The organism is Mycobacterium asiaticum (genome assembly GCF_001673315.1).
GTDB lineage: Bacteria > Actinomycetota > Actinomycetes > Mycobacteriales > Mycobacteriaceae > Mycobacterium > Mycobacterium asiaticum_B.
In genome coordinates this window covers 30228-53913 of sequence record NZ_LZLQ01000148.1, presented here as the reverse complement: position 1 = coordinate 53913, position 23686 = coordinate 30228, and the positions used below count along the sequence as shown (strand labels likewise).

Below are 23686 nucleotides of genomic sequence, written 5' to 3'. Positions count from 1 at the left end.
TGGCTAGCTCAGAAAAGTGTTCACCGCGCTGGCCAGGTCCGGACCGGCCGAGGTGGGCAGGTTCTGGTAGCTACCGCCGCTGAGCCGGGCGACCGCTTCCCAGGTGGCCCGGTCCGGATCACCGCCGAAATCGATGACGTTGACCGCGATGGGCTTGGCTGGGTCGGCGGCGTTCTTGATGAACTCCTGCAACCCCGGACCGTCGAGGGACTGGTCGGTATGCGGTCCGGCGGTGATGACCAGGATCGAATTGTTCTGGCCGGCGCGGTAATTGGCCAGCATCTCCTGGTAAATCATCCGCAGCGTGGTGAATGACACCGCTCCGCCACCGGACGAATACTGCTTGTCCAACGCGCCCAGCAACGCCGCCGTGCGCGGTTGTCCATTGACCTGGTCGCCAAGCGGACCCGTAGGGACCTCCGCCCGGCCCTCGTGGCCGTCGAATGTCCACAATCCGACGACAGCACTGGGTGGCAGCGCCTTGATCCGGCCGTCAAGTGCGGCAATCACATTGGCGAGCCGTGTCTTGCCGCCGCCGTCGTCGTTGGGCAACGACTGGTCGAGCATGATGGTTGCCGCGACGCCAGTCGACGGCGCTGCCAGGGTGTCGGCCAGTGTTGCGCGGGTGGCCGCGTCGCCAACCGACAAGGTGGCCGGCAACGCCGGAAAACTGGTGACGGGGCTGCTCGGTGGCTTGACGTCGTTGACCCGGAAGCCGGCTTGAGCCAGCCGCTCGAGTTGCTCCTGCTTGTGCATGTAACGGGAGAAGGCGCTGGCTGCCGTGGTCTGTTCCTGCGACAACCACGACCCGCTGAGCAGCACAGTCGGATAGTCGGCCACCGGGGCAGGTCCCGGTGGCAGCCAGAATCCCAGTTTGATCTTGGCATCCGGTGTCGACTGGCCGCGCTGGAACAGTTGCTGTTCGGTGGTAACTACGGCATGTACCGGGGCGGCGGCCGGATCACCGGCTTTCAGCAGGGCATTCATGGCCTCTGTCAGGGAATCGTTAGCGAGTTTGGGCTGGCCGCTCACCAAGCTGCGTACCGCGCCGATGCCGGCCGTCGGCGGTGAGCCACCGGGAGCCGATGCGGCCGCTATCGCCTCACCGGCCAGGAAGGAGGCGTCACCGTTGCCGGTCATCGGCAGGGCCAACCGCAGCGAGCCCCAGGCGGGCGCGTTCAGCCCGGCCATCGAATTCGGATCGGACTGCAGCTTCGGCAACGCCGCCCAATTCTGCTTCGACAGCACCTGGCCGAACTCCGGCCGGATGGCGAGCAGAACCGGCGAGGTCACCAGCGAACGGCTGTCGCTGACGATCTTCTGCCCCGCCGCGGCGGAAAGCCGGGCCGCGGAGATCGAGCTAGCCGGAATCCACAGGCCCGGCTGGTTACCCAGATCGGCTGGCCATTTGCCGAGGAACCCGCCAATCACGGCATCGGACCCGGCCGCCTTGACCGTCACCTCGACGCAGCGGTCACCGATCGGGCCGGCGGACGCGTTGTAGCTGTCGGCGAGTTTTTTGACCTGGTCGGCGATCGACGGGTCGGCGAGCGTGGCGACCGAGTCTTTGCCGCCCACACAGCGTGCTGCGGCGGTGTGCGAGCGGTGCGAGAGCGCGTCCCCGAAGAAGCGCCACACGATCACTCCGGCCACTACGACCACGACGGTGACCAGGGCAACGATCACGCCGATACTGACGCCGCGGCGACCACCGGCGCTGCGGTGCCCACCCAGCCGCTCGCCGAGTCCGCGATGCCCGCCCCGGAACAGGGGCGGCGGGGGAGTCGCCGCTGCCTTCGCGGCGGGCGGGTCGAATTCGGACGGGCGCTGGCCGAAATCGGGGTAGTCGTCAGGGATTTCATCCGGCACGTCATCGCGGACACCATCGGCGTCCTCGAACCGCCCTTCGTCGGGTTCCCGGAAGTGCCCGAAATCCTTCGGGTAATCCGCGTCCTCGAACTCGCGGGAAGGACCAGCGACCGATTCCGGTTCGAAATCGGGGACCGATTCTTCCGGGTCGGGCTTGCTGTGCCTACCCACCCGCGCGTGCCTTAAATTCCCGTCGGCGGCGGTGCAGGATCGGTTCGGTGTACCCGTTGGGCTGTTGGCCGCCTTCCAGGATCAGTTCTTGCGCAGCCAAAAAGGCGATGCTGTCGTCGAAGTTCGGCGCCATCGGCCGGTAGGCGCGGTCGCCCTCGTTCTGCTTGTCCACCAGCGGCGCCATCCGCTCCAGGCTGGCCCGCACGTCGTCGCTGGTGATCACACCGTGGCGCAGCCAGTTGGCCAACAGCTGGCTGGAAATGCGCAGCGTGGCACGGTCCTCCATCAGTGCGGTGTTGTGGATGTCAGGCACTTTGGAGCAGCCGACACCTTGTTCGACCCAGCGCACCACATAGCCGAGGATGGATTGGCAGTTGTTGTCGACTTCCTCGCGGACCTCTTCCGGGGCCCAGGCCAACTCCTTGGCCAGCGGAATCGTCAGCAACTCGTCGATAGTGGTGCGCTGCTGGCCCTGCAACTCCTCCTGCACAGCTCCCACGTCCACCTGGTGGTAGTGCATGGCGTGCAGGGTGGCCGCCGTCGGGGACGGCACCCACGCGGTGGTGGCGCCGGCCTTGGGCTGGCCGATCTTCTGCTCGACCATGTCGGCCATCAACTCGGTCATCGCCCACATGCCCTTGCCGATCTGCGCCTTGCCCTTGAAGCCTGCCGCCAGTCCGGTGTCGACGTTCGCGTCCTCGTAAGCCTTGATCCACGTGGTGCTCTTCATCGCGCCCTTGCGGATCATCGGACCGGCTTCCATCGAAGTGTGGATCTCGTCGCCGGTGCGGTCCAGGAACCCGGTGTTGATGAACACCACCCGGTCGGCCGCGGCTTTGATACAAGCTTTCAGGTTGACGGTGGTGCGGCGTTCCTCGTCCATGATGCCGACCTTGAGCGTCGCCTGCGGCAACCCGAGCACATCCTCGACCCGGCTGAACAGCTCGCAGGTGAACGCCACCTCGTCGGGTCCGTGCATCTTGGGCTTGACGATGTACACCGAGCCGGTGCGGCTGTTCTGCAGCGGACCGTTCAACCCGTCGTTCTCGGAGCCGGACTTCAGACCATGGATCGCGGCCAGTCCGGTGAACAAAGCGTCCTGAATGCCTTCGGGCACCTCTGATTCTTCGCCATTGGCCTCGGATCTGACGATGGCGTCGTTGGTCATCAGGTGGCCGACATTGCGGACAAACAGCAGACTGCGGCCGGGCAGCGTCAATTCGCCACCGTCCGGTGTGGTGTAGGTGCGGTCCTCGTTCAGACGACGGGTGAAGGTCTTGCCGCCCTTGGAGACCTCTTCGGCCAGGTCCCCCTTGTTGAGGCCAAGCCAATTGCGGTAGCCGAGCACCTTGTCGTCGGCGTCGACCGCGGTGACGGAGTCCTCGAAGTCCATGATCGTGGTGATCGCCGATTCGAGCACCACGTCTTTGATTCCTGCGGCGTCGGTCTTGCCGATCGGCGAATCCGGGTCGATCAGTATCTCGATGTGCAGGCCATGGTTGACCAGGAGCACAGTCCAGTCCGGCGAGCCCAACTCGCCGCGATACCCGACGAACTTCTCCGGGCTGGCCAGGGTGGTGGACTGCCCGTCGAGCGCGATCTGCAGCTGGCCGTCGTCGATGCTCAAGCCGGTCGCGTCGACCCAGGAACCGGATGCCAGTGGCACCGCGCTGTCGAGGAATTCACGGGCGTAGGCGATGACCTTGTCGCCACGCACCTTGTTGTAGCTGTCGCCCTTTTCGGCACCGTCGTCTTCGGAGATGACATCCGTGCCGTAGAGGGCGTCATAGAGGGAGCCCCAGCGCGCGTTGGAGGCGTTCAACGCGAACCGCGCGTTGAGCACCGGCACGACCAGCTGCGGGCCGGCGGTGCTGGTGATCTCGTCATCGACGCCGGAAGTGGTGATGGTGAAGTCGTCCGGTTCGGGCAACAGGTAGCCGATGTCGGTGAGGAACTGCCGGTAGGCCTCCGGGTCGAGCGGGTCGAGGACCCGGTGCCGGTGCCACTTGTCGATCTGGGCCTGCAACTCGTCGCGCGTCTTCAGCAACTCCTGGTTGCGCGGGGTGAGGTCGGTGACCACCTTGTCGACACCCGCCCAGAAGCTGTCCGGGTCTATCCCGGTGCCGGGCAGCGCCTCGTTGTTCACGAAGTCATAGAGCACCTGAGCGACGCGCAGGTTGCCTTGGGTTACCCGATCAGCCACGCGATCAGTCATCATTCTCCTCCATACTGGCCGTTCCGGCCCCTCAACTAACCCGGGACCAGGCCCGACTAGCTACCATCACCCTACCGAGCAGCGGCCTGACGAGCGTAGCCCGGGCGTCCCGCAAGGCCAGGTCACGGCGCGCTGGCGGGCTCGCCCGCAGCAAAGCGACAGGCGTCATAAATCACTTCTTGGCAACGCGGGCACGAGGGCTGTCGTTCCCGCACCGGATCACTGATACCCGCAGCCGTTCAGATCATACGGTCAGTCGCCGACGCCACTGTCGCGCATACTGCCGACCAGGTCCTCGACCAGATCTTCCAGTGCCACCAGTGCCACGATCTCGCCTGGGGCGGTACCGTCCTCGGCGGTCACCAGGGCGAGGTGGCTGTTGCTGCGGCGCATCCGAGATAGTGCGTCGGGCAGATTGAGCGACTCGGGCAACCGCGGCAACGCACGCACCAGCGAGAGGTCGATCACCGTCTCTGGATCGTCACCCAGTGCCAGTACGTCCTTGATGTGCAGGTATCCGACGAAGTTGCCGTCCCGGTCGACGATGGGGAACCGGGAGTACCCGGTCTCCGCCAGGGCTTGTTCCACGGCGCCGATCGTGGGCCCGGAGCCCGCAGCGGTCACGGAGACGGCGTGGACTCGGGACAGCGGTACCGCGACGTCACCGACCACCCGCGTGCGCACCCGCAGGGCGCGGGTGAGGCGGACCTGCTCCTCGTGATCCAGCAAACCTTCCATGGAGGATTCGGCGATCATTTCCGCCAGTTCCACGGTGGACACCGTGATGTCGAGTTCGTCCTTGGGCTCGACACCGAGTGCCCGCAGGATCCCGTTTGCGCAAGCGTTGTAGGCCCCGATGATCGGTCGCGCGGCGCGGACGTAGGGCAGGTAGGCCGGCACCAGCAGCATCGCGGTGCGTTCGGGACCGGCCAGCGCGATGTTCTTCGGCACCATCTCGCCGAGCAGCACGTGCAGGATCACGACCACGCTCAGCGCGATCGCGAACGACAACGTGTGCAGCAACGTGGGATGCAGCCCGGTCAGCTCGAGCGAGGATTCCAGCAACCCGGCGACGGCCGGTTCGGCGATCCGCCCGAGCAGCAGCGAGGCCGCCGTGACGCCGAGTTGGGCGCCGGCGATCATCGCCGGCAATTGTTCGCCGGCCCTGATGACCGTCACTGCCCTGGTCCGGCCCTGTTCTGCCAACGCTTCCAGACGGTCCCGGCGCGCCGAAATCATGGCGAATTCCGCCCCGACGAAGAACGCGTTGAGCGCGATCAGCAGGACCGCCAGCAGTATTGCCACCACGGGGTTCACTGCTCGGCTCCATCCGAGTCATCGCCATCCGAATGGACTTCGACCGGGTCAGCCCATTCGGACAGCTCGAGCAGGTCGAGGCGACGCCCGTCGAGCTGGACCACCTTGGCCCGCCAGCGGGTTGCTTCGTCGGGCAACCCGTCGCGATCCAGTGCGGGCAGGTCCACCGTCTCGCCCGGCTCGGGAATGTGGCCGAGCTCGCGCAGCACTAATCCGCCGATCGTCTCGTACGGTCCCTCCGGGGCCCGATAGCCGATCGCGGTCTCCACCTCATCGATGCGCAGCAAACCCGACAGCCGCCAGCCGTCGTCGGATACCACCACATCCGGTGTGGCGTCGTCATGTTCGTCGCGAACGTCACCGACGATCTCTTCGATCAGGTCCTCGACGGTGACCATCCCAGCGGTACCGCCGTACTCGTCGACGACCATCGCGGTCTGCAGCGGGTTGGCGCGGATCTCGGCCATCACCGCGTCGCCGTCCAACGTCGACGGCACCACCGCAATAGGTTTGGCGATCGTCCTGAGCCGGGTAGTCGCGCGATCGGCCGGCGGCACCGCGAACACCTGCTTGACGTGGACAATCCCGACGGTTTCGTCGAGGTCGCCGCGCACCACCGGGAACCGGGAGAAACCGGTCGCGGCGACGGTGGTGACCACGTCGGCGATGGTGTCGTCGGTTTGCAGAGCGACGATCATCGACCGTGGCGTCATCAACTCCTCGGCGGTGAGGGAGCCGAATTGCAGGGAACGGTGCATCAACGACGCGGTGGCGTCGTCGAGGGCGCCCCGGCGAGCCGAGCGGCGCACCAGGGACACCAGTTCCTGCGGGGTGCGCGCGGACCGCAACTCCTCGGCGGGCTTGATGCCGAGCCGACGCACAATCCAGTTGGCCGTGCCGTTCGTCAATCGGATGACGGGGGTGAACAGCAGCGAGAACGACCACTGCGGCAGCACCACGGCTCGCGCGGTTCGCAACGGCCGCGCCACCGCGAGGTACTTGGGAACCAGTTCGCCGAACACCATGGACACCGATGTCACGACCGCCAACGCGGCGAACCCGGTGAGCGCGTCGGCGAGCTGATCGGACATGCCCATCCGGTCCAACAATCCGTGCGGCACGTTGGCCACCAGGGGATCGATCAGGTACCCGGTGGCCAGCGTGGTGATGGAGATCCCCAGTTGCGCCCCCGACAACTGGAACGACAGCCGGCGGTGGGCCCGACGGATTCATCCGTCGCGCCTGCCGCCGCTGTGCGCGTTTGCCTCGACGGTGCTGCGGTCCAATGCCGTCAGCGAGAACTCGGCCGCGACGAACACTGCTGTGCCGAAGATGAGGGCCAGGATGGCCAGCACGCTCAGCAAGGTGCCGGAGTGATTCATGAGCCTTTCACCAGCCGGTGGGCAGCGGGTGCCCTTCGGCGAAACCCGCAGCCGACTGCACGCCGAGGACCGCCCGTTCGTGCAACTCTTCCAGATTCGCCGCTCCCACATAGGTGCAGGTGCTGCGCACGCCGGCGGTGATGTGGTCGATCAGATCCTCGACGCCGCCACGGTCGGGATCCAATCCCATCCGCGATGTCGAGATGCCCTCTTCGAACAGGGCTTTGCGTGCCCGGTCGAAGGGACTGTCCCCGCCGCTGCGCGCCACCACGGCGCGCTTGGATGCCATGCCGTAACTCTCTTTGTACGGCCGGTCGTCCCGGTCGCGCATCAGGTCGCCGGGTGATTCGTAGGTGCCGGCGAACCAAGACCCGATCATCACGTTGGACGCACCGGCGGCCAGCGCCAACGCCACGTCACGGGGGTGCCGAATTCCGCCGTCAGCCCATACGTGCCCGCCGGATTGTCTTGCCGCGGCGGCGCATTCGAGAACCGCAGAGAATTGTGGGCGGCCGACGCCGGTCATCATCCGAGTGGTGCACATCGCACCGGGACCCACGCCGACCTTGACGATGCTCGCGCCGGCTTCCAGCAGGTCCCGCGTTCCCTCCGCCGAGACCACGTTGCCCGCGACCAGGGGCAGACCCAGCCCCAGTGATGCAACGGTCTTGATCGCTTCGACGGTCTTGAGCTGGTGACCGTGTGCGGTGTCGATGACCAGGACGTCCACTCCCAACTCGGCCAGCGCTCGGGCGCGGGCACCGACGTCGCCGTTGATGCCTACCGCCGCGCCCACCCGTAGCCTGCCGGCGGCATCCACGGCCGGTTTGTAGATGCCGGTTCGCAGCGCCGCGGTCCGGGTCAACACGCCCGCCAGCGACCCGTCCGCGGCAGTCACCACCGCGACGTCGATCGGAGCGTGCTCGAGCAGGTCGAAGATCTTGCGCGGTTCGGTACCCACCGGTGCGGTGACGAAGTCCGTCGCCGCGATGTCGCGGACCCGGGTAAAGCGGTCCACCCCGAGGCAGGCCGCCTCACGGACCAATCCGATCGGACGCCCCTCGAAGACCACCACTGCGACGCCGTGTGCGCGTTTGTGAATCAGCGCCATGGCATCCGACACCGAATCGTCGGGTGCGAGCACCACCGGCGTATCCAACACCAGGTCACGGGTTTTGACGAACTCGACCGTCTGCTGCACGGCCGGAATGGGCAGATCCTGGGGGAGGATGACGACGCCACCACGCCGGGCCACTGTCTCCGCCATCCGCCGCCCGGCAACTGCGGTCATGTTGGCGACGGCCACTGGAATGGTGGTGCCGGAGCCGTCGGCGGTGGACAAATCGACGTCGAACCGGGACGCCACCTCGGACCGGTTCGGCACGATGAACACGTCGTTGTACGTCAGGTCGAACCCTGGGCGATGCCCGTCCAGAAATTTCATCTAGTGCAACTCGCTAGGCAGATATTTCGCTCCGGTCTCCGCTCCACAGCGTGTGGAACTTCTTACTCGGGTCCTCGTCGATGCGCCCGTAGGTGTGCGCTCCGAAGAAGTCCCGCAGGCCCTGGGTCAGTGCGGCCGGCAACCGCTCGGTGCGCAACGCGTCGTAGTACGACAACGCCGACGAGAAACCCGGAATCGGAATACCCAACTGAGTGGCAGTCACCACCACCCGACGCCAACCGTCGATCGCTGATTCGATTGCGCTGCGGAAATAGGGGGCAACGATCAGGCTCGCGAGGTCCGGGTCGTCGTCGTAGGCCTCCTTGATCCGGTTCAGGAACTTGGCCCGGATGATGCAACCCCCGCGCCAGATGGTGGCCAGATCACCGGGCGTGATACCCCAGTCGTGTTCGGCGCTGCCGGCCTGAATCTGGTTGAATCCCTGCGCGTAAGCGATGATCTTTGACGCGTACAACGCCTGGCGGACGTCCTCGACGAATTTCTCCGCGGCTTCATCGTCGGCTGCGATTCGCCGGCCTAGCTCGCCCGAGGCCAGGCCTGTGGTGGCTTTGCGCTGAGCCACCGAGCCCGACAATGCGCGCGCGAACACCGCCTCCGCGATCCCGGTCACGGGCACACCGAGGTCCAGCGCCGACTTCACCGTCCAGCGGCCGGTGCCCTTCTGCTCGGCCTCGTCCAGGATGACGTCGACGAGTGGCTTGCCGGTCTTGGCGTCCTCCTGGCGAAGCACTTGCGCGGTGATCTCCACCAGGAAGCTGTCCAGGTCACCCTTGTTCCACTCGTCGAACACGTCGGCGATCTCGCCGGCGTTCTTGCCGAGTCCGTCCCGCAGTAGCTGGTAGGCCTCGCCGATGAGCTGCATGTCGGAGTATTCGATGCCGTTGTGCACCATCTTCACGAAGTGGCCGGCGCCGTCGGGCCCGATGTGGGTGCAGCAGGGCACCCCGTCGACGTGCGCGGAGATCTCCTCGAGCAGCGGCCCGAGGGAGGTGTAGGACTCAGCAGGCCCGCCGGGCATGATCGACGGACCGTTCAGGGCGCCCTCCTCGCCGCCCGAAATTCCGGCGCCTACGAAGTGCAGTCCGCGCTCGCGGATCGCCTTCTCCCGACGGATGGTGTCGGTGTAGAGGGCGTTGCCACCGTCGATGATGATGTCGCCTTCCTCCATGGCGTCGGCGAGTTCGTCGATGACGGCGTCGGTGGGTTCGCCGGCTTTGACCATGATGACGACTCGGCGCGGCTTTTCCAGTGCCGCAAGGAATTCGGGGATCGTTTCAGTGCGCACGAAATTGCCATCGGAGCCGTGGTCTTTCAGCAGGGCATCGGTCTTGGCGACGGAGCGGTTATGCAGCGCCACGGTGTACCCGTGCCGGGCGAAGTTGCGGGCCAGGTTGGAACCCATGACGGCCAGTCCGGTGACGCCGATCTGGGCAGTCGCAGTCTTCGGATCCGACGAACTCATCTCTTGCCTTTCGATCGGGTCTTCGTGAATGGACACACTGTGGCACAGCCGGCTTCCCGGCGCTCCCGAGGGATTGGCGCGTCAGGCGGAGACCAACCGGTGTAACTCCGTGAGCCACGGTACGGCCAGCGCGATGGTCGGCACGATGAGGACCGCCGCAGCGGCCAGGTACACCACTGCAGACAGCAGGGGGCTGTTTGGGTTGCCGCTGAGCCGGCGGACCCGCAGCACGGTGCTGGTGCCTCCGGCGGCCAACGCACCCGAGGGCGCACGGCCGGAGGCACACGCAACCAGGGCCCGGGCCAGGGGAGTGCGCCCGGTGGCGCGTACCGCGGCGTCATCGGCCAACAATTCCACCAGCAACTGCACGGCTCCCAGCGCGTTGGCGCTGCGGACCAGCCGGGGAAACGCGGCGTGGACGGCGGTGAACGCTTCTAGGACGAGGTCGTGCCGGGCGCGTAGATGAGCCCGCTCGTGGGACAGGATGGCCGCGACCTCGGAATCGGCGAGCGTGTTCAGCGTTCCTTCGCTGACGACGACGCGGCTGCGCACCCCCGGCAGGCAGTAGGCGAGGGGTTGCGCGACGTCCAGTACGCGCAGGTCGCGGGTTCCGGAACAGGGTTGGTTCCACGCGGCATCATGGTCGATGCCGACGAGATCGACGACCATGCGATGGCGCGCCCGGCGGCGCCGCGTCGCGATCGCCACCCGCACGACCGACACCATCAACCGGGCACCGACCAGCAGGGTCAACGCGAAGACCGCGACGTAGACCGACCACAGTGGCCAGCCGAGGCGGCCTTCGGCGGCCAGGATTCCCGTTGTCGGCCGACCATCCGGACCCGGCATGAGTAAGCGGCTGGCGATGGCGATTCCGGCGCTGAAGGTGGAGAGGACTGCGGCCAGGGCGACGGCCTGCCAGAGCACCATTGCCGCTCGCGGAGCACGCAGCGGCCAGGCGGCGCGGGCCAACAGAGCCGGTGTCGGGCCAGCCAGCAGCACCGCAAGGATGGTGAAGGCCAGCGCAGACACGCTGTAATTCTCCCTTAATCGTCGGCCGGAGGTCCAGCCGATGCCGAATTGCGGTGATTTGCTTCGAGTTCAGTGAGCGCGCGGCGCAGTGCAGCCGCCTCGTCGGCCCCTACCCGCTCGACGAAATGCACCAGCGCGGCCTGCCTGCCTCCGGAGTCTTCGGCTTGGGCCAACGCATCCACCATCAACCCGGCGACCAGTTCGTCACGGCCGTGAACGGGCGCGTAACGGTGCGCTCGGTCGTCTCTGAGCTGGGAAACCAAGTTTTTCTTCGCCAGCCGTTGCAGCACGGTCATGACGGTGGTGTAGGCAAGGTCCCGACGCGCGGACAACGCTTCGTGGACTTGGCGAACAGTCTGGGGCTCCGACATGGACCACAGGTGGTCCATTACGGCGCGTTCTAGATCCCCCAGCCGCGTCAGCTTGGCCATAGTTCATCTCCTGAGCGTTGAGGGACAGCTTACTCCGCTTACTACCGAGTGTCGTATCTAGCGCTTGGTTGCATCGGACACACCCCAGACACTACGCAATCGGTGCTTGCAAAATTAGGGCAGCCTTGCCTATGCTGATGACGGTCGAGCGAATGAAAGGGCCGTGGAGAGTCCTGAGGGCTGCAGTGACCCCCGGCCTACTCGATCGGCGAGCCCCGTGCCCCGCGCACGGGGCTCGCCCGTTTCTTGTGACCACTCTTTTCTCCGGACCACGTCGCCGATGGTGTAGACACAAGACGTGCCATCAGCGCCTGACCCGGACTTCGTAGCTGCGTTCGACCGCGAGCTCGGTTTGCAGTTCACCGAACTCACACCCGACGGAGCCCGCGCGCAGCTCGAGGTGAAACCGAAATTGCTGCAGCCGATGGGCTTGGTGCACGGTGGGGTGTACTGCTCGATGGTCGAGAGTATGGCCAGCGTCGCGGCCTACACGTGGCTTGCTTCGCGCGGCGGCGGAAACGTGGTCGGTGTGAACAACAACACCGACTTTCTGCGCTCGATAAAGTCCGGCACGGTGTACGGCAAGGCCGAACCGGTGCATCGGGGGCGCCGTCAGCAGCTGTGGCAGGTCACGATCACCGACGACGACGACCGCCCGGTAGCCCGCGGTCAGGTACGGCTACAGAATTTGGAGTGACGATCGCAAGCGCGGCGCAGCCGGGCGCAGCGGGTCGGCACCATCACGCCAGTGACGATCGCAAGCGCGGCGCAGCCGGGCGCAGCGGGTCGGCACCCTCAGGCCCGTGACGATCGCAAGCGCGGCGGAGCCGGGCGCAGCGGGTCGGCACCCTCAGGCCCGTGACGATCGCAAGCGCGGCGCAGCCGGGCGCAGCGGGTCGGCACTGTCAGGGACTTAACTGGCTTTCCGCGCTACGGCGTCCGAACTGTGGGCCTCGGCGGCCAGTTCGGCCAGCTGTTCCAGTCTGGTTCGCGCAAATGCCTGCTGATCGGTGATGGTCAGCTGACCGCGTCGGGTGCTCAAGAAGGTCACCGTCCACGACAGCAGCGTGGTGATCTTCGTCTTGAAACCAATCAGATACACCAGGTGCAGCACCAGCCAGATCAGCCAGGCGATGAAACCGCTGAACTCCAAGGGACCGATCTTGGCCACCGCGGAGAATCGCGAGACCGTGGCCATTGAGCCCTTGTCGAAGTACTGGAAGGGCTCACGCTCGGCCGGATCCGCGCCGGCAAGTTCCGACTTGATGTTGTTGGCAACGTATTTGGCGCCCTGGATCGCGCCCTGCGCCACACCCGGCACGCCCTCGACAGCGGCCATGTCACCGACGACGAAGACGTTGGGGTGTCCGGGGATCGACAGATCAGGCAGGACCTTGACCCGGCCGGCCCGGTCGAGTTCGACCTCGGACTGCTCGGCGAGGTCGCGGCCCAGTCCGCTGGCCTGCACGCCCGCGGACCAAACTTTGCAGGCCGACTCGATGCGTCGCTCGGTGCCGTCGGCGTCCTTGACGGTGATGCCGTTGCGGTCCACGTCGGTGACCATTGCGCCCAACTGGATCTCTACGCCCATCTTCTCCAAGCGTGCCGCGGCGCGTTCGCCGAGCTTTTCACCCATCGGCGGCAGCACCGCCGGGGCGGCGTCGAGCAGAATTACCCGCGCCTTGGTCGAGTCGATGTGCCGGAATGCTCCCTTGAGTGTGTATTCCGCCAATTCGGCTATCTGCCCGGCCATTTCGACGCCGGTGGGGCCGGCGCCGACGACGGTGAAGGTCAGCAGCTTGGCTCGGCGTTCGGGGTCACTGGACCGCTCGGCCTGCTCGAAGGCGCTCAAAATGCGGCCCCGCAACTCCAGCGCGTCGTCGATGGACTTCATGCCCGGTGCGAACTCGGCGAAGTGGTCGTTGCCGAAGTAGGACTGCCCGGCGCCGGCGGCGATGATCAGGCTGTCGTAAGGCGTCTCGTAGGTGTGACCGAGCAACTCCGACACGACTACCTGGCGGGCCAGATCAATGTGGGTGACGTTGCCGAGCAGCACCTGCACATTGCGTTGCTTACGCAGCACGACACGGGTCGGGGGTGCAATCTCGCCTTCGGAGATGATCCCGGTGGCCACCTGGTACAGCAAAGGCTGGAAGAGGTGATGTGTGGTGCGGGCAATCAACTTGATTTCGACGTCGGCATGCTTCAATTTCTTTGCCGCGTTGAGTCCGCCGAAACCCGATCCGATGATGACTACCCGGTGACGACGACGCGGTTCAACTGTGGGTTCCTGATGGGGACTCATGTTCCGCTGCTCCTGACCGGGGCTCCTCGACGGGCGACTGAAGTTAGCTATTACCCCATCTAAGGTTAGTCAACCCACGGTCACAAACCCAGCCAGGACCCTGTGTAATGAGCCACAGTCAGCGAAGCGTCAACGTGTGGGGTCGACTACAGACCGAACACCGGGCGCAGCGCCTCGGCGACTGTCGTGATGACACCGGGGATGTGGCTGGTCGGGATGTTGACGATTGCGCCCTGGACGCCGGCGTCGAGCACTTTGGCTTGGACTTGCTCGGCGATCTGCGCCGGGCCTCCGACCACCATGCGGTGGCTCATGCTCTCCGGCAGTTGGGCCGGATCGGCGTTCTCGTCGAGGACGACGGTCAACATCAAACTGGTTTCCAGCGAGGACGGGTCTCGCCCCACTTCGTCGCAGCGTGCCCGCACCGCATCCATCTTCCGGGGCAGTTCGTTGAAGGCCGCGATGATGTTCAGGTGGTCGGCGTAGCGGGCGGCGAGACCGAAGGTCTTCTTCTCTCCGCCGCCGCCGATCAGGATCGGTATCCGGTCCCGGAAACGCGGTTCGGCCATCGCGTTTTCGGCCTTGTACCAGTGTCCGGAGAACGTGGGCCGTTCACCCTTGATCATCGGGTCGATGATCTGCATCGCCTCGTCGAGGCGGTTGAACCGGTCGGTGAAGGTGCCGAATTCGAAGCCGAGTTGGCGGTGTTCCAGTTCGAACCAGCCGGCCCCAATCCCCAGGATCGCCCGGCCGGCACTGACAACGTCCAGCGTGGTGATGACTTTGGCCAGCAGGGTCGGGTTGCGATAGGTGTTGCCGGTCACCAAGGTGCCCAACTGCAGCCGCTCGGTGGCTGTGGCCAGCGCACCCAGCGCGGTGTAAGCCTCCAGCATCGGCTGGTCCGGTGTGCCCAGCATGGGCAGTTGATAGAAGTGGTCCATCACGAAAAGCGAGTCGTAGCCGGCTGATTCGGCTTCGCGCGCCTGTGCGATGACGGTGGGGAACAGGTTTTCTGCACCCGTCCCGTAGGAGAAATTGGGGATCTGGAATCCGAGCCGTATAGCCACGGTGTCTACCGTAGCCCCCGGAAACCCAACAGGCTCAGGCGAACTGAGCGAGCGCGCCGTGGCTGACGTGTAACGTCTGGCCGGTGATGTGGCGGGCAGCCGGGGTGGTCAGGAACAGTGACAGCCGCGCAATCTCGGCCGCAACAGGCTCTGGCGTGCGCGAAAGACCTTCGTAGCCGGGCTGGACGCTGCGACCGCAGGCCACCGCATTGACCGTGATGCCGCGGGTGCCGTACACCTCCGCCTGCCCGCTGACCCAACTGGACAGGGCGGCCTTGATCGAGGCGTCGACGCTGCCGGTCGCCGGGTTCTCGGCGAGCACGCTGATGATGTTGCCGCCGGACCGCAGGTGATCGCCGACGCACTGCACCGTCAGCACCGCCGAGAGCAACGTCGCGTCGAGCGCCCGCCGCCACGCGGTGGCGGTGTCGGCCAGCGAGTAGGTGCGCGGATCCCCGGCGTCCCAGGTAGGAGCCGGGATGTTGACGATGGTGTCCAGGTGGTGCGGGAAAAGGCCCCGCGCCTCGGCCAGGCTGTCCGGGTCGGTGGTCTCGCAGACGATCGCGTCCACATCGAGTTCCTTGGCGATGACCTCGAGGTCGCTGCCGCGCGCACCGACCAGAGTGACCTTGTGGCCGTCGTCGCGGAAACGCTCGGCTACCGTGCGTCCCAGGTCGGTGTCTCCGCCGGTGATCACAACTTCCACTGGCATGACCTCCTCGTGCGGTGGCGTCGATCCCCGCCCATGTTACTGGACAGTAGCTATTCGGCGAAACAGCCATCGCTTCGACGCGCTGACGAATTGCGTAACTATTCGGCTGCGGCGCCTCAGGGTTAAGTTTGTGCCATGCGTCGGTGCGGGTGGGTGGCGATATTGCTGGTCCTGGGCTTGACGGGATGCAATTCCGGCCAACCGCAAGGACACGGGTCCGCGTCGGTGGTGGTGTTCGCGGCCGCGTCACTGAAGCAGGTCTTCACCCAGATCGGCGAGCGGTTCAAAGCCGATAATCCCGGCGCACGCGTCCAGTTCAACTTCGCGGGTTCCTCGGAGTTGGCGACGCAGTTGACCCAGGGCGCGACCGCCGACGTGTTCGCGTCGGCGGATACCGCCCAGATGGACCGGGTTGCCAAGGCCGGCCTGTTGGCCGCGGAGCCGACGATCTTCGCGGCAAACACCCTGGCCATCGTCACCGCGCCAGGCAACCCGAAACACGTCGAGTCCTTCGCCGATCTGTCCACTCCGGGCCTCAGCGTGGTCATCTGCCAGCGGCCGGTGCCATGCGGATCAGCCACCGCGCGCATTGAAGAAGCGACCGGCACCCAGCTACATCCGGTCAGTGAGGAGCCCAGCGTCAGCGATGCGCTCAACAAGGTGACCACGGGACAAGCCGACGCTGCGCTCGTATACGTCACGGACGCCTCCGGCGCCGGATCCAAAGTGACCACCGTGCAGTTTCCCGAGGCGGCAAGCGCGGTGAATACCTACCCGGTAGCCGTACTCAAGAACGCACCCCAGTCCGCGCTGGCCCAGAAGTTCGCCGCAGCGATCACCGCCCCGACGGGTCAGCAGATCCTGGCCCAAGCCGGCTTCGCGCGGCCCTGACCCGCCCGTGCCCGCGCCTACCAACCTGCCGCGCTGGGTGTACCTCCCGGCGGCCATTGGAACGCTGTTTATCGGATTACCGCTGGTCGCCACTGCCGCGAAGGTCGACTGGCCGCACTTCTGGGCGTTGATCAGCAGCGACGCCTCGGCCACGGCCCTGCTGTTGAGCTTGAAGACGGCGGCGGCCAGCACAGCTCTGTGCGTGCTGTTGGGAGTTCCGATGGCGCTGGTGCTGGCGCGTAGCCGACTGCGGCCAGTGCGCATCCTGCGACCGATGATCCTGTTGCCGCTGGTGTTGCCGCCCGTCGTCGGCGGTATCGCGCTGCTCTATGCGTTCGGCCGACTGGGCCTGATAGGGCGGTATCTCGAGGCGGCCGGCATCAGCGTGGCGTTCAGCACCACCGCCGTCGTGCTGGCCCAGACCTTCGTCTCGTTGCCGTTTCTGGTCATTTCGCTGGAGGGCGCCGCCCGCAGCTCCGGCGGAGACTATGAGGTGGTGGCCTCGACACTCGGGGCGCGGCCCACCGCGGTGTGGTGGCGCGTGACGCTGCCGTTGCTGCTGCCGGGCCTGGTGTCCGGAGCGGTGTTGGCGTTCGCGCGGGCCCTTGGGGAGTTCGGCGCCACCCTGACGTTCGCCGGTTCACTGCAGGGCGTGACCCGCACGCTGCCCTTGGAGATCTACCTGCGGCGCGTCGATGACCCGGATGCCGCGGTGGCACTGTCCCTGCTGCTGGTAGCGGTGGCCGCTCTGGTGGTGTTGGGCCTCGGTGCGCGCTCCTTGACCGGCACCGACGCACGGTGAGCGAGTTGCAACTGCGCGCGGTGGTCACCGACCGCGACCTGGACGTGGAGTTTTCGGTATCGGCCGGCGAAGTGCTTGCCGTGCTTGGCCCCAACGGTGCGGGTAAGTCGACGGCGCTGCATGTCATCGCCGGACTGATCCGCCCCGACTCGGGTCTGGTGCGATTGGGCGATCGCGTGTTGACCGACACCGCGACCGGGATTCACGTTCCCACCCACGCCCGCCGGGTCGGTCTGCTGCTGCAGGACCCGCTGCTGTTCCCGCATTTGAACGTCCTCGCCAATGTGGCTTTCGGACCGCGCCGGCGGTTGCGTGCCCGCGACGGCCGGGAATCGGCGCTGCGCTGGCTGCGTGAGGTGGACGCCGAGGAATTCGCCGAGCGGCGGCCGCGCCAGTTGTCCGGCGGCCAGGCCCAGCGCGTCGCCATCGCACGAGCGCTGGCGGCCGAACCGGAGATCCTGCTGCTCGACGAGCCGCTGACCGGCCTCGACGTCGCGGCGGCCGCGTCCATCCGCGCGGTACTGCGCGACGTGGTCGCTCGCAGCGGCTGTGGGGTCATCCTGATCACCCACGATTTGTTGGACGTTTTCACCCTCGCCGATCGGGTGCTGGTCCTGGAGGCCGGGAGAATCGCCGAGATTGGGGCGGCGGCCGCCGTGTTGAGTGCGCCGCGGAGCCATTTCGGCGCCCGGATAGCGGGGGTCAACTTGGTCAGCGGATCGGTCGGCGCCGACGGCGGCCTGCACACCCGCTCCGGCGAAATCTGGTACGGCACCGCGGATTCAGCGGGGCTGAGCAAGGACGTAGCCGCGGTTGCGGTGTTTGCGCCGGCAAGCGTGGCGGTCTACGCCGAACCTCCGCACGGCAGCCCCCGCAACACGGTCGAGGTGACCGTCGCCGAACTGGACACCCGCGGACCGTCGGTCCTGGTGCGCGCGGCGGATCGGCCCGACGGCGCCCCCGGCCTGACTGCCAGCATCACGGCGGAAGCCGCCGCAGAATTGCAGCTCACGCCCGGAGCGCGGATGTGGTTCACCGTGAAGGCCGCCGAGGTCGCCCTGCATCCGGCGCTTCGCCGGCACGCGGGCGCGTGAGCGAAATGGTCCTCCAGTCGGCGATGAACTGCGGAGACACAGGTACGCCATCCTTGCTTCGCGGCGGCAACACGGTAGGTTCGTGCCATGCATCAGGTGGATCCGAACCCGTCACGCCGCAAAGGATTACTGGCGTCGCTGGCCATCGCCGCCGCGACCAGTGCCAGCGTCGTCACCATCGCCTTACCGGCGACGTCCAACGCCGACCCCGAGCCAGTGCCCGCGCCGCCGCCGACCGTCGCGTCGCCTGCACCCGCCCCGTCGCCGGCTCCCGGAGCAACCCCGAACTCGCCGGCAGCCCAACCGCCTGGGGCCAGCCCCACGCCAAATGCGCAACCCGGTGACCCCAACGCGGCACCGGCACCGCCCGACCCGAACGCGCCACCACCGCCCGACCCGAACGCGGGGCGGATCACCAACGCTGTCGGTGGCTTCAGTTTCGTGCTTCCGCCCGGCTGGGTCGAATCCGACGCTTCGCACTTGGACTACGGCTCGGCACTGCTGAGCAAGTCCGCCGGGGAAGCGCCGATGCCCGGACAGCCGCAGCCGGTGGCCAATGACACCCGCATTGTGCTGGGACGGTTGGACCAAAAGCTGTACGCCAGCGCCGAGGCCACTAATCCCAAGGCCGCAGTCCGGCTCGGCTCGGACATGGGTGAGTTCTTCATGCCCTATCCAGGCACCCGGGTGAATCAGGAAACCATCCCGCTCAACGCCAGCGGCGACTCCGGCAGCGCGTCGTACTACGAGGTGAAGTTCAGCGACGCCACCAAACCGGTGGGCCAGATCTGGACCGGCGTGGTCGGCAATCCCGCCGGAACCACCGGCGGACCTCCGCAACGCTGGTTCGTTGTGTGGCTCGGTACATCGAACAATCCGGTGGACAAGAACGCCGCAAAAGCGCTGGCCGAGTCGATCCGGCCCTGGACGCCGCCGGCCGCGCCGCCGCCGGAAGGGGTTCCGGGTGCACCGGCGGCACCGAACCCGGTCGCGCCCGCCCCTGACGCGGGTGCACCGGCACCAGCCGCGCCACCCGCCCAGGCTCCGGCACCCGCTCCCGCCCAGGCTCCGGCGCCCGCGCCTGCTCAGGCTCCCGCGCCTGCTCAGGCTCCCGCGCCTGCTCAAGCTCCCGCGCCGGCTCAAGCTCCCGCGCCGGCTCAGGCGCCGGCCGGTGGGGTACCCGCAGCGACAGAGCCGCGCAGCCAACCGGCCTAGCCAGTCCGGGGCGTCACCAAAAGGACGCTGAAATCGTTATTCAGAAGGCGTATACCGAAATCACAGCCCAGCAATCGAGCTGGGACGGTGATAGGAGAGCTTGATGAATACTGTGGCAGCTACCGAATTCCTTGCCCGTTCGTCAACCCTGACCAGCGTGGGCTGGATCGGTTACATCATCATCGGCGCTCTTGCCGGCTGGATCGCCGGCAAGATCGTCAAAGGTGGTGGGTCGGGCATCCTGATGAACATCGTGATCGGCGTGATCGGTGCGCTGATCGGCGGCTTCCTGCTGAGCTTCGCGTTCGACACCGCGTCGGGAGGCTGGTGGTTCACCTTCTTCACCGCAATCCTCGGTTCGGTGATTCTGCTCTGGATCGTCGGGATGGTGCAGCGACGCCGCACCTAGTGCTGGCCCCGTCGCGGCATGGTGTCGCGGCATGATGGGGTGATGGCGTCGCCGATCGCCTCCAGAATGACGGCCTGGCAGGTCCGCGCTCCCGGACCGATGCGGACCAAGCCGCTCGAACGCGTCACGACGAAGGTGCCTCATCCGGCTCCGAACGAGTTGCTGGTTGCCGTGCTGGCCTGCGGGGTGTGCCGCACCGACCTGCACGTCACCGAGGGCGACCTGCCTGTCCACCGCGACCGGGTGACGCCCGGCCACGAAGTGGTGGGGGAGGTGGTCGAGGTAGGTTCTGCTGCCGGCGACCGGTTCACGGTGGGAGACCGGGTGGGCATCGCGTGGCTGCGGCACACCTGCGGCACCTGCAAATACTGCCGTCTGGGCAATGAAAACCTGTGCCCGCAGTCCAGGTACACCGGTTGGGACGCCGACGGCGGGTACGCCGAGTTCGCGACGGTGCCAGCGACCTTCGCGCATCAGCTACCCGACGGGTACACCGACAGCCAGCTCGCGCCGTTGCTGTGCGCTGGGATCATCGGCTACCGGTCCTTGTTGCGCGCCGAGCTTCCACCGGGCGGCCGGCTGGGGTTGTACGGGTTCGGCGGCAGTGCTCACATCACCGCTCAGGTCGCGCTGGCCCAAGGCGCCGAGGTGCACGTGATGACCCGGGGCGCCAGAGCGCGCGAGTTAGCCCTGGAGTTGGGCGCCGCATCCGCTCAGGACGCCGCCGACCCGCCGCCGGTGCCGCTGGACGCGGCGATTCTATTCGCGCCGGTCGGCGACCTGGTATTGCCGGCGCTCGAGGCGCTTGACCGTGGCGGAACACTGGCGGTGGCAGGTATCCATCTGAGCGACATCCCGTCACTCAACTATCAACGGCATCTGTTCCAGGAGCGCCAGATTCGGTCGGTCACGTCCAACACGCGTGCCGATGCCCGGGGGTTTCTGGACTTCGCGTCCCAGCACCACATCGAAGTCACGACGCCGGAATACCCGCTGGCGCAGGCCGATTGTGCGCTGACCGACCTCAGCACGGGCAAGATCGCCGGTGCCGCGGTGCTTCTGGTTTAGCTCAGCCGGAGAGCTGCCACACCAGTGCGGCGGCCAGGGCACCCACACCGTTCAGCGACCAGTGCAACGCGATCGGCGCGATCAGGCTGCCACTGCGCCTGCGCAGCCAGCTGAAGACGAATCCCGCGGCGCCGGTGGCGAGTACCGCGAGCGTCACACCGGCCAGCATGCCGAAGACGCCACCGCCGAAGAGCCGCGTAAAACCAACGTTGTTGCTGGTCAGGCCAAGCGATGTGGCGATGTGCCACAGCCCGAACAGCAACGATCCGGCCAGTGCCACGCCACGAAACCCCCAGGCTCGGTGCAGCGTGCCGTGCAGAACGCCGCGGAAAACTAATTCCTCGGGGATGACGGTCTGCAGCGGAATGATGACCATCGAGGCGATCAACGCGCCGGACACAGTGACGTAGTGGTTGTTCAGGAACATTGGTCGGGTCATCGGCAACAAGACGCCGACTCCAATCACCGACACCACCAGCGCTACCGCGGCAAGGGCGTAACCCATGCCGGATTTCCAGTGTTCGCGCCCCAAACCCAATTCGGCCCATTCCAGGCCCCGCCACCGCAGCAGGAAAACCAGCCCGACGGCGGCCGCCGGGACGGTCGCGATGCCTGCCCACGCTGTGGTGAAGTGCGCGATCAGGTTGGTCAGCACCAGCACCGCGACAACTACCGCGATGTCCACATGAATCCGGAACCTGTCCGCGCGCACCGGCGCCTCACTGTCCGGTTCCAGGAGTTGGGTGCGCATTGTGGCGAGTCTACCGGCGCCGGGCTGGGCGCCCGCTCAGTTTTCCCGGACCGCGAGCCGGCGACGGACGTAGTTCTTGTATTCCTCTGAGAGGGCGTCCGCGGCGAGCAAGCCGGGCAGGAGTTCGGGTTCCGTCATCTTGGCGCGGAAGACCATGCCGATCGTCACGTCGTGTTGGGGGACATAGTCGATGGTGATGTCATCGCCGGCTCGGACGGTTCCCGGTGAGATCACCCGGAAGTAGGCGCCCGGTTTACCGGCCTTGGTGAACGTCTTCATCCAATGACTCAGCTCGAGGAATGCCGAGAAGGTGCGGCACGGTGTCCTCGGCGCGGAGACTTCCAACAGCAGGCCGTCGGTGCCGATGCGCCAGCGCTCGCCGATCTTGGCGCCGGTTACGTCCATACCGGTAGTGGTCAGGTTCTCGCCGAACATCCCATGGGTGAGGGAGCGTTCGAGTCGTCCTTCCCACTCGTCCAGATCTTCTCGGGCGTAGGCGTAGACAGCCTGATCATCACCGCCGTGGTACTTACTGTTGCCGATTGTGTCGCCGACCAGCCCACTGCCCAGGCCGCCGCGTTTCGGGCCGGGCGCTCGCACCAGGACGGGTTCGGTGGTCGCGACCTTGTCGATGCCGGTCACTTTCTTCATGGCGCGCGGATCCGGATTCGGGCGGCCGCGAGCGACGTTGACCGACAGGACGTTTGCCATGCGCTTAGGGTAGCGAGGTTGTATCGGCTGACGTGTCGGCGGTTTGCCACACCTACTTCGGCCGACAAAGCGCGGCCGGCAGGCGGGTGGGTAGCCGGCACCCGAAATGTCAACCGGCCCAAGACCACTCTGCGGTCGGCCAGGTGTGAACTTTCAAAGAATTTTCCTTATTAGTATCAAGTCGGAACGCTGATTTTGGCCGCGAACATCGATTAAGCTCACAACTTTCCGATGACACGCGATGGGCGAACTAGATGGAAATACTTGTCACGGGGGGCGCAGGCTTCCAGGGCAGTCATTTATCAGAGTCACTACTGGCTGACGGGCATTCGGTCACAGTTCTGAATACGTCATCGAAGAGCGCGACCCGCAACATGAGCGACTTTCGTTCGCACGAGCGAGCGGCCTTTATCTCGGGTTCGGTGACCGATCGAGAAACGGTCCATCGCGCGGTGCGCGAGCACCACGTTGTTTTTCATCTGGCCGCCAATATCAACGTCGACCAGTCGCTCGGTGACCCAGAGAGCTTTCTCGAAACCAACGTCATGGGTACCTACCACGTGCTGGAGGCGGTACGGCGCTATAAGAACCGATTGATCTATGTGTCAACGTGCGAAGTGTACGGCGACGGACATGATCTGCAGGACGGCGAGTTGCTGGACGAGACAGCGGAGCTGAGACCAAACAGCCCCTACGGCGCCTCGAAGGCAGCGGCTGATCGGCTGTGCTACTCCTACTACCGCTCCTATGGTCTTGACGTCACGATTGTTCGGCCTTTCAACATCTTCGGGGTGCGCCAGAAAACCGGGCGATTCGGTGCGCTCATTCCACGACTCGTCCGTCAGGCCATGAACGGCGAAGACCTCACGATCTTCGGCGACGGCTCGGCAACACGCGACTACCTGTACGTAAGCGATATCGTCAATGCATACAACCTTGTATTGCAATGCAAGACGCTTCGTGGTCAAGCGATCAATTTTGCGAGCGGCGAAAACACCCGGGTGAGAGACATCGTCGAGTACATCGCCGGAGAATTCGACGCCAAGATCGCACGTCGCGAGGCACGCCCCGGTGAAGTTGCTCGTTTCCCCGCCAATATTGATCTCGCGAAGAGCATCGGATTCAAGCCCGAAGTCGGCATCTGGGAAGGTATCGACCGCTATATCCAATGGGCGAAGGATCAGCCTCAGTACGCCTACGAACAAGACGGGTTCAGCGGCGTCGTGTCTCCCCTGTGAGCCGCGCGATTACGGATTGGATGTTATTGCGTGTTCAGGGAACAAGGAATTTGACGTGAACAATCCTAATGGAGCGCCG

At 66.0% G+C, this 23686-nt stretch carries 20 protein-coding genes and 1 pseudogene; 8 read left to right on the top strand and 13 right to left on the bottom strand.

Translation table 11 applies throughout. The annotated features are described in order from the left end of the window. Positions 1–3 precede the first annotated feature (3 nt). The 8 genes and pseudogenes from A5636_RS23875 to A5636_RS23840 form a co-directional block, all read right to left on the bottom strand. Complete coding sequence (locus A5636_RS23875) at positions 4–2040, bottom strand: substrate-binding domain-containing protein (protein ID WP_065161117.1); 2037 nt, start codon at positions 2038–2040, stop codon at positions 4–6. After that, positions 2033–4243, bottom strand: a complete 2211-nt coding sequence (locus tag A5636_RS23870; RefSeq protein WP_065161116.1) for a malate synthase G — start codon at positions 4241–4243, stop codon at positions 2033–2035. The genes A5636_RS23875 and A5636_RS23870 overlap by 8 nt, the downstream gene beginning before the upstream one ends. A 264-nt stretch (positions 4244–4507) precedes the next feature. Further along, positions 4508–5572, bottom strand: a complete 1065-nt coding sequence (locus A5636_RS23865; RefSeq protein ID WP_065161115.1) for a hemolysin family protein — start codon at positions 5570–5572, stop codon at positions 4508–4510. Next, positions 5569–6954 (bottom strand): annotated as a pseudogene (locus A5636_RS23860) (hemolysin family protein). Before A5636_RS23860 ends, A5636_RS23865 begins: the two are co-directional and overlap by 4 nt. 7 nt (positions 6955–6961) lie before the next feature. Next, positions 6962–8398 (bottom strand): GuaB1 family IMP dehydrogenase-related protein, encoded by a 1437-nt coding sequence (locus tag A5636_RS23855; protein ID WP_065161114.1) that lies wholly within the window; start codon positions 8396–8398, stop codon positions 6962–6964. Positions 8399–8411: 13 nt separating this feature from the next. Further along, on the bottom strand, positions 8412–9881 hold the full coding sequence (gene gndA / locus A5636_RS23850; RefSeq protein ID WP_065161113.1) for an NADP-dependent phosphogluconate dehydrogenase: 1470 nt from the start codon (positions 9879–9881) through the stop codon (positions 8412–8414). A gap of 81 nt (positions 9882–9962) precedes the next feature. Further along, positions 9963–10913, bottom strand: coding sequence for a M56 family metallopeptidase (locus A5636_RS23845; protein WP_065161112.1), 951 nt, complete (start codon positions 10911–10913; stop codon positions 9963–9965). A gap of 14 nt (positions 10914–10927) precedes the next feature. Beyond that, on the bottom strand, positions 10928–11344 hold the full coding sequence (locus A5636_RS23840) for a BlaI/MecI/CopY family transcriptional regulator (RefSeq protein ID WP_065161111.1): 417 nt from the start codon (positions 11342–11344) through the stop codon (positions 10928–10930). A 298-nt stretch (positions 11345–11642) separates the two neighbouring features. On the opposite strand from A5636_RS23840, the gene A5636_RS23835 reads away from it, so the two are divergent. After that, entirely contained in the window at positions 11643–12041 is a 399-nt protein-coding gene (locus tag A5636_RS23835; RefSeq protein WP_065161110.1) for a PaaI family thioesterase, read from the top strand. A gap of 216 nt (positions 12042–12257) precedes the next feature. Here the strand turns inward: A5636_RS23835 and A5636_RS23830 are convergent, their stop codons facing one another. From A5636_RS23830 to A5636_RS23820, 3 genes are all read right to left on the bottom strand, one after another. Further along, complete coding sequence (locus A5636_RS23830) at positions 12258–13649, bottom strand: NAD(P)/FAD-dependent oxidoreductase (protein ID WP_065161109.1); 1392 nt, start codon at positions 13647–13649, stop codon at positions 12258–12260. A 146-nt stretch (positions 13650–13795) separates the two neighbouring features. Next, a complete protein-coding gene (locus A5636_RS23825; protein WP_065161108.1) occupies positions 13796–14716 on the bottom strand; it encodes an LLM class F420-dependent oxidoreductase in 921 nt (306 codons plus the stop codon). 34 nt (positions 14717–14750) lie between these two features. Continuing rightward, positions 14751–15428 (bottom strand): SDR family oxidoreductase, encoded by a 678-nt coding sequence (locus tag A5636_RS23820; RefSeq protein WP_065161107.1) that lies wholly within the window; start codon positions 15426–15428, stop codon positions 14751–14753. Between the two features lie 135 nt (positions 15429–15563). Here A5636_RS23820 and modA point away from each other — a divergent pair, with 135 nt between their 5' ends. From modA to A5636_RS23790, 6 genes are all read left to right on the top strand, one after another. Beyond that, positions 15564–16319, top strand: coding sequence for a molybdate ABC transporter substrate-binding protein (gene modA, locus A5636_RS23815; RefSeq protein WP_065161106.1), 756 nt, complete (start codon positions 15564–15566; stop codon positions 16317–16319). 7 nt (positions 16320–16326) lie between these two features. Then, entirely contained in the window at positions 16327–17121 is a 795-nt protein-coding gene (locus A5636_RS23810) for an ABC transporter permease (protein ID WP_155763977.1), read from the top strand. After that, positions 17118–18215, top strand: a complete 1098-nt coding sequence (locus tag A5636_RS23805) for a sulfate/molybdate ABC transporter ATP-binding protein (RefSeq protein ID WP_065161105.1) — start codon at positions 17118–17120, stop codon at positions 18213–18215. Before A5636_RS23810 ends, A5636_RS23805 begins: the two co-directional genes overlap by 4 nt. 87 nt (positions 18216–18302) lie before the next feature. Then, complete coding sequence (locus A5636_RS23800) at positions 18303–19430, top strand: alanine and proline-rich secreted protein Apa (RefSeq protein ID WP_065161104.1); 1128 nt, start codon at positions 18303–18305, stop codon at positions 19428–19430. A gap of 103 nt (positions 19431–19533) precedes the next feature. After that, positions 19534–19839: a GlsB/YeaQ/YmgE family stress response membrane protein gene (locus tag A5636_RS23795; protein WP_065161103.1), complete on the top strand. Its 306-nt coding sequence runs from the start codon at positions 19534–19536 to the stop codon at positions 19837–19839. Positions 19840–19881: 42 nt separating this feature from the next. Beyond that, positions 19882–20907, top strand: coding sequence for a zinc-binding alcohol dehydrogenase family protein (locus tag A5636_RS23790; protein ID WP_065161191.1), 1026 nt, complete (start codon positions 19882–19884; stop codon positions 20905–20907). Between the two features lies 1 nt (position 20908). Here A5636_RS23790 and A5636_RS23785 read toward each other — a convergent pair whose 3' ends face one another. Both A5636_RS23785 and A5636_RS23780 read right to left on the bottom strand, forming a co-directional pair. Further along, a complete protein-coding gene (locus A5636_RS23785; protein ID WP_065161102.1) occupies positions 20909–21658 on the bottom strand; it encodes a CPBP family intramembrane glutamic endopeptidase in 750 nt (249 codons plus the stop codon). 36 nt (positions 21659–21694) lie between these two features. After that, positions 21695–22369 carry an MOSC domain-containing protein gene (locus A5636_RS23780; protein ID WP_155763976.1) on the bottom strand — a complete coding sequence of 225 codons (675 nt, stop codon included), beginning with the start codon at positions 22367–22369 and terminating at the stop codon, positions 21695–21697. A 254-nt stretch (positions 22370–22623) separates the two neighbouring features. Here A5636_RS23780 and A5636_RS23775 point away from each other — a divergent pair, with 254 nt between their 5' ends. After that, on the top strand, positions 22624–23607 hold the full coding sequence (locus A5636_RS23775; RefSeq protein WP_065161101.1) for an NAD-dependent epimerase/dehydratase family protein: 984 nt from the start codon (positions 22624–22626) through the stop codon (positions 23605–23607). Positions 23608–23686: the final 79 nt, after the last annotated feature.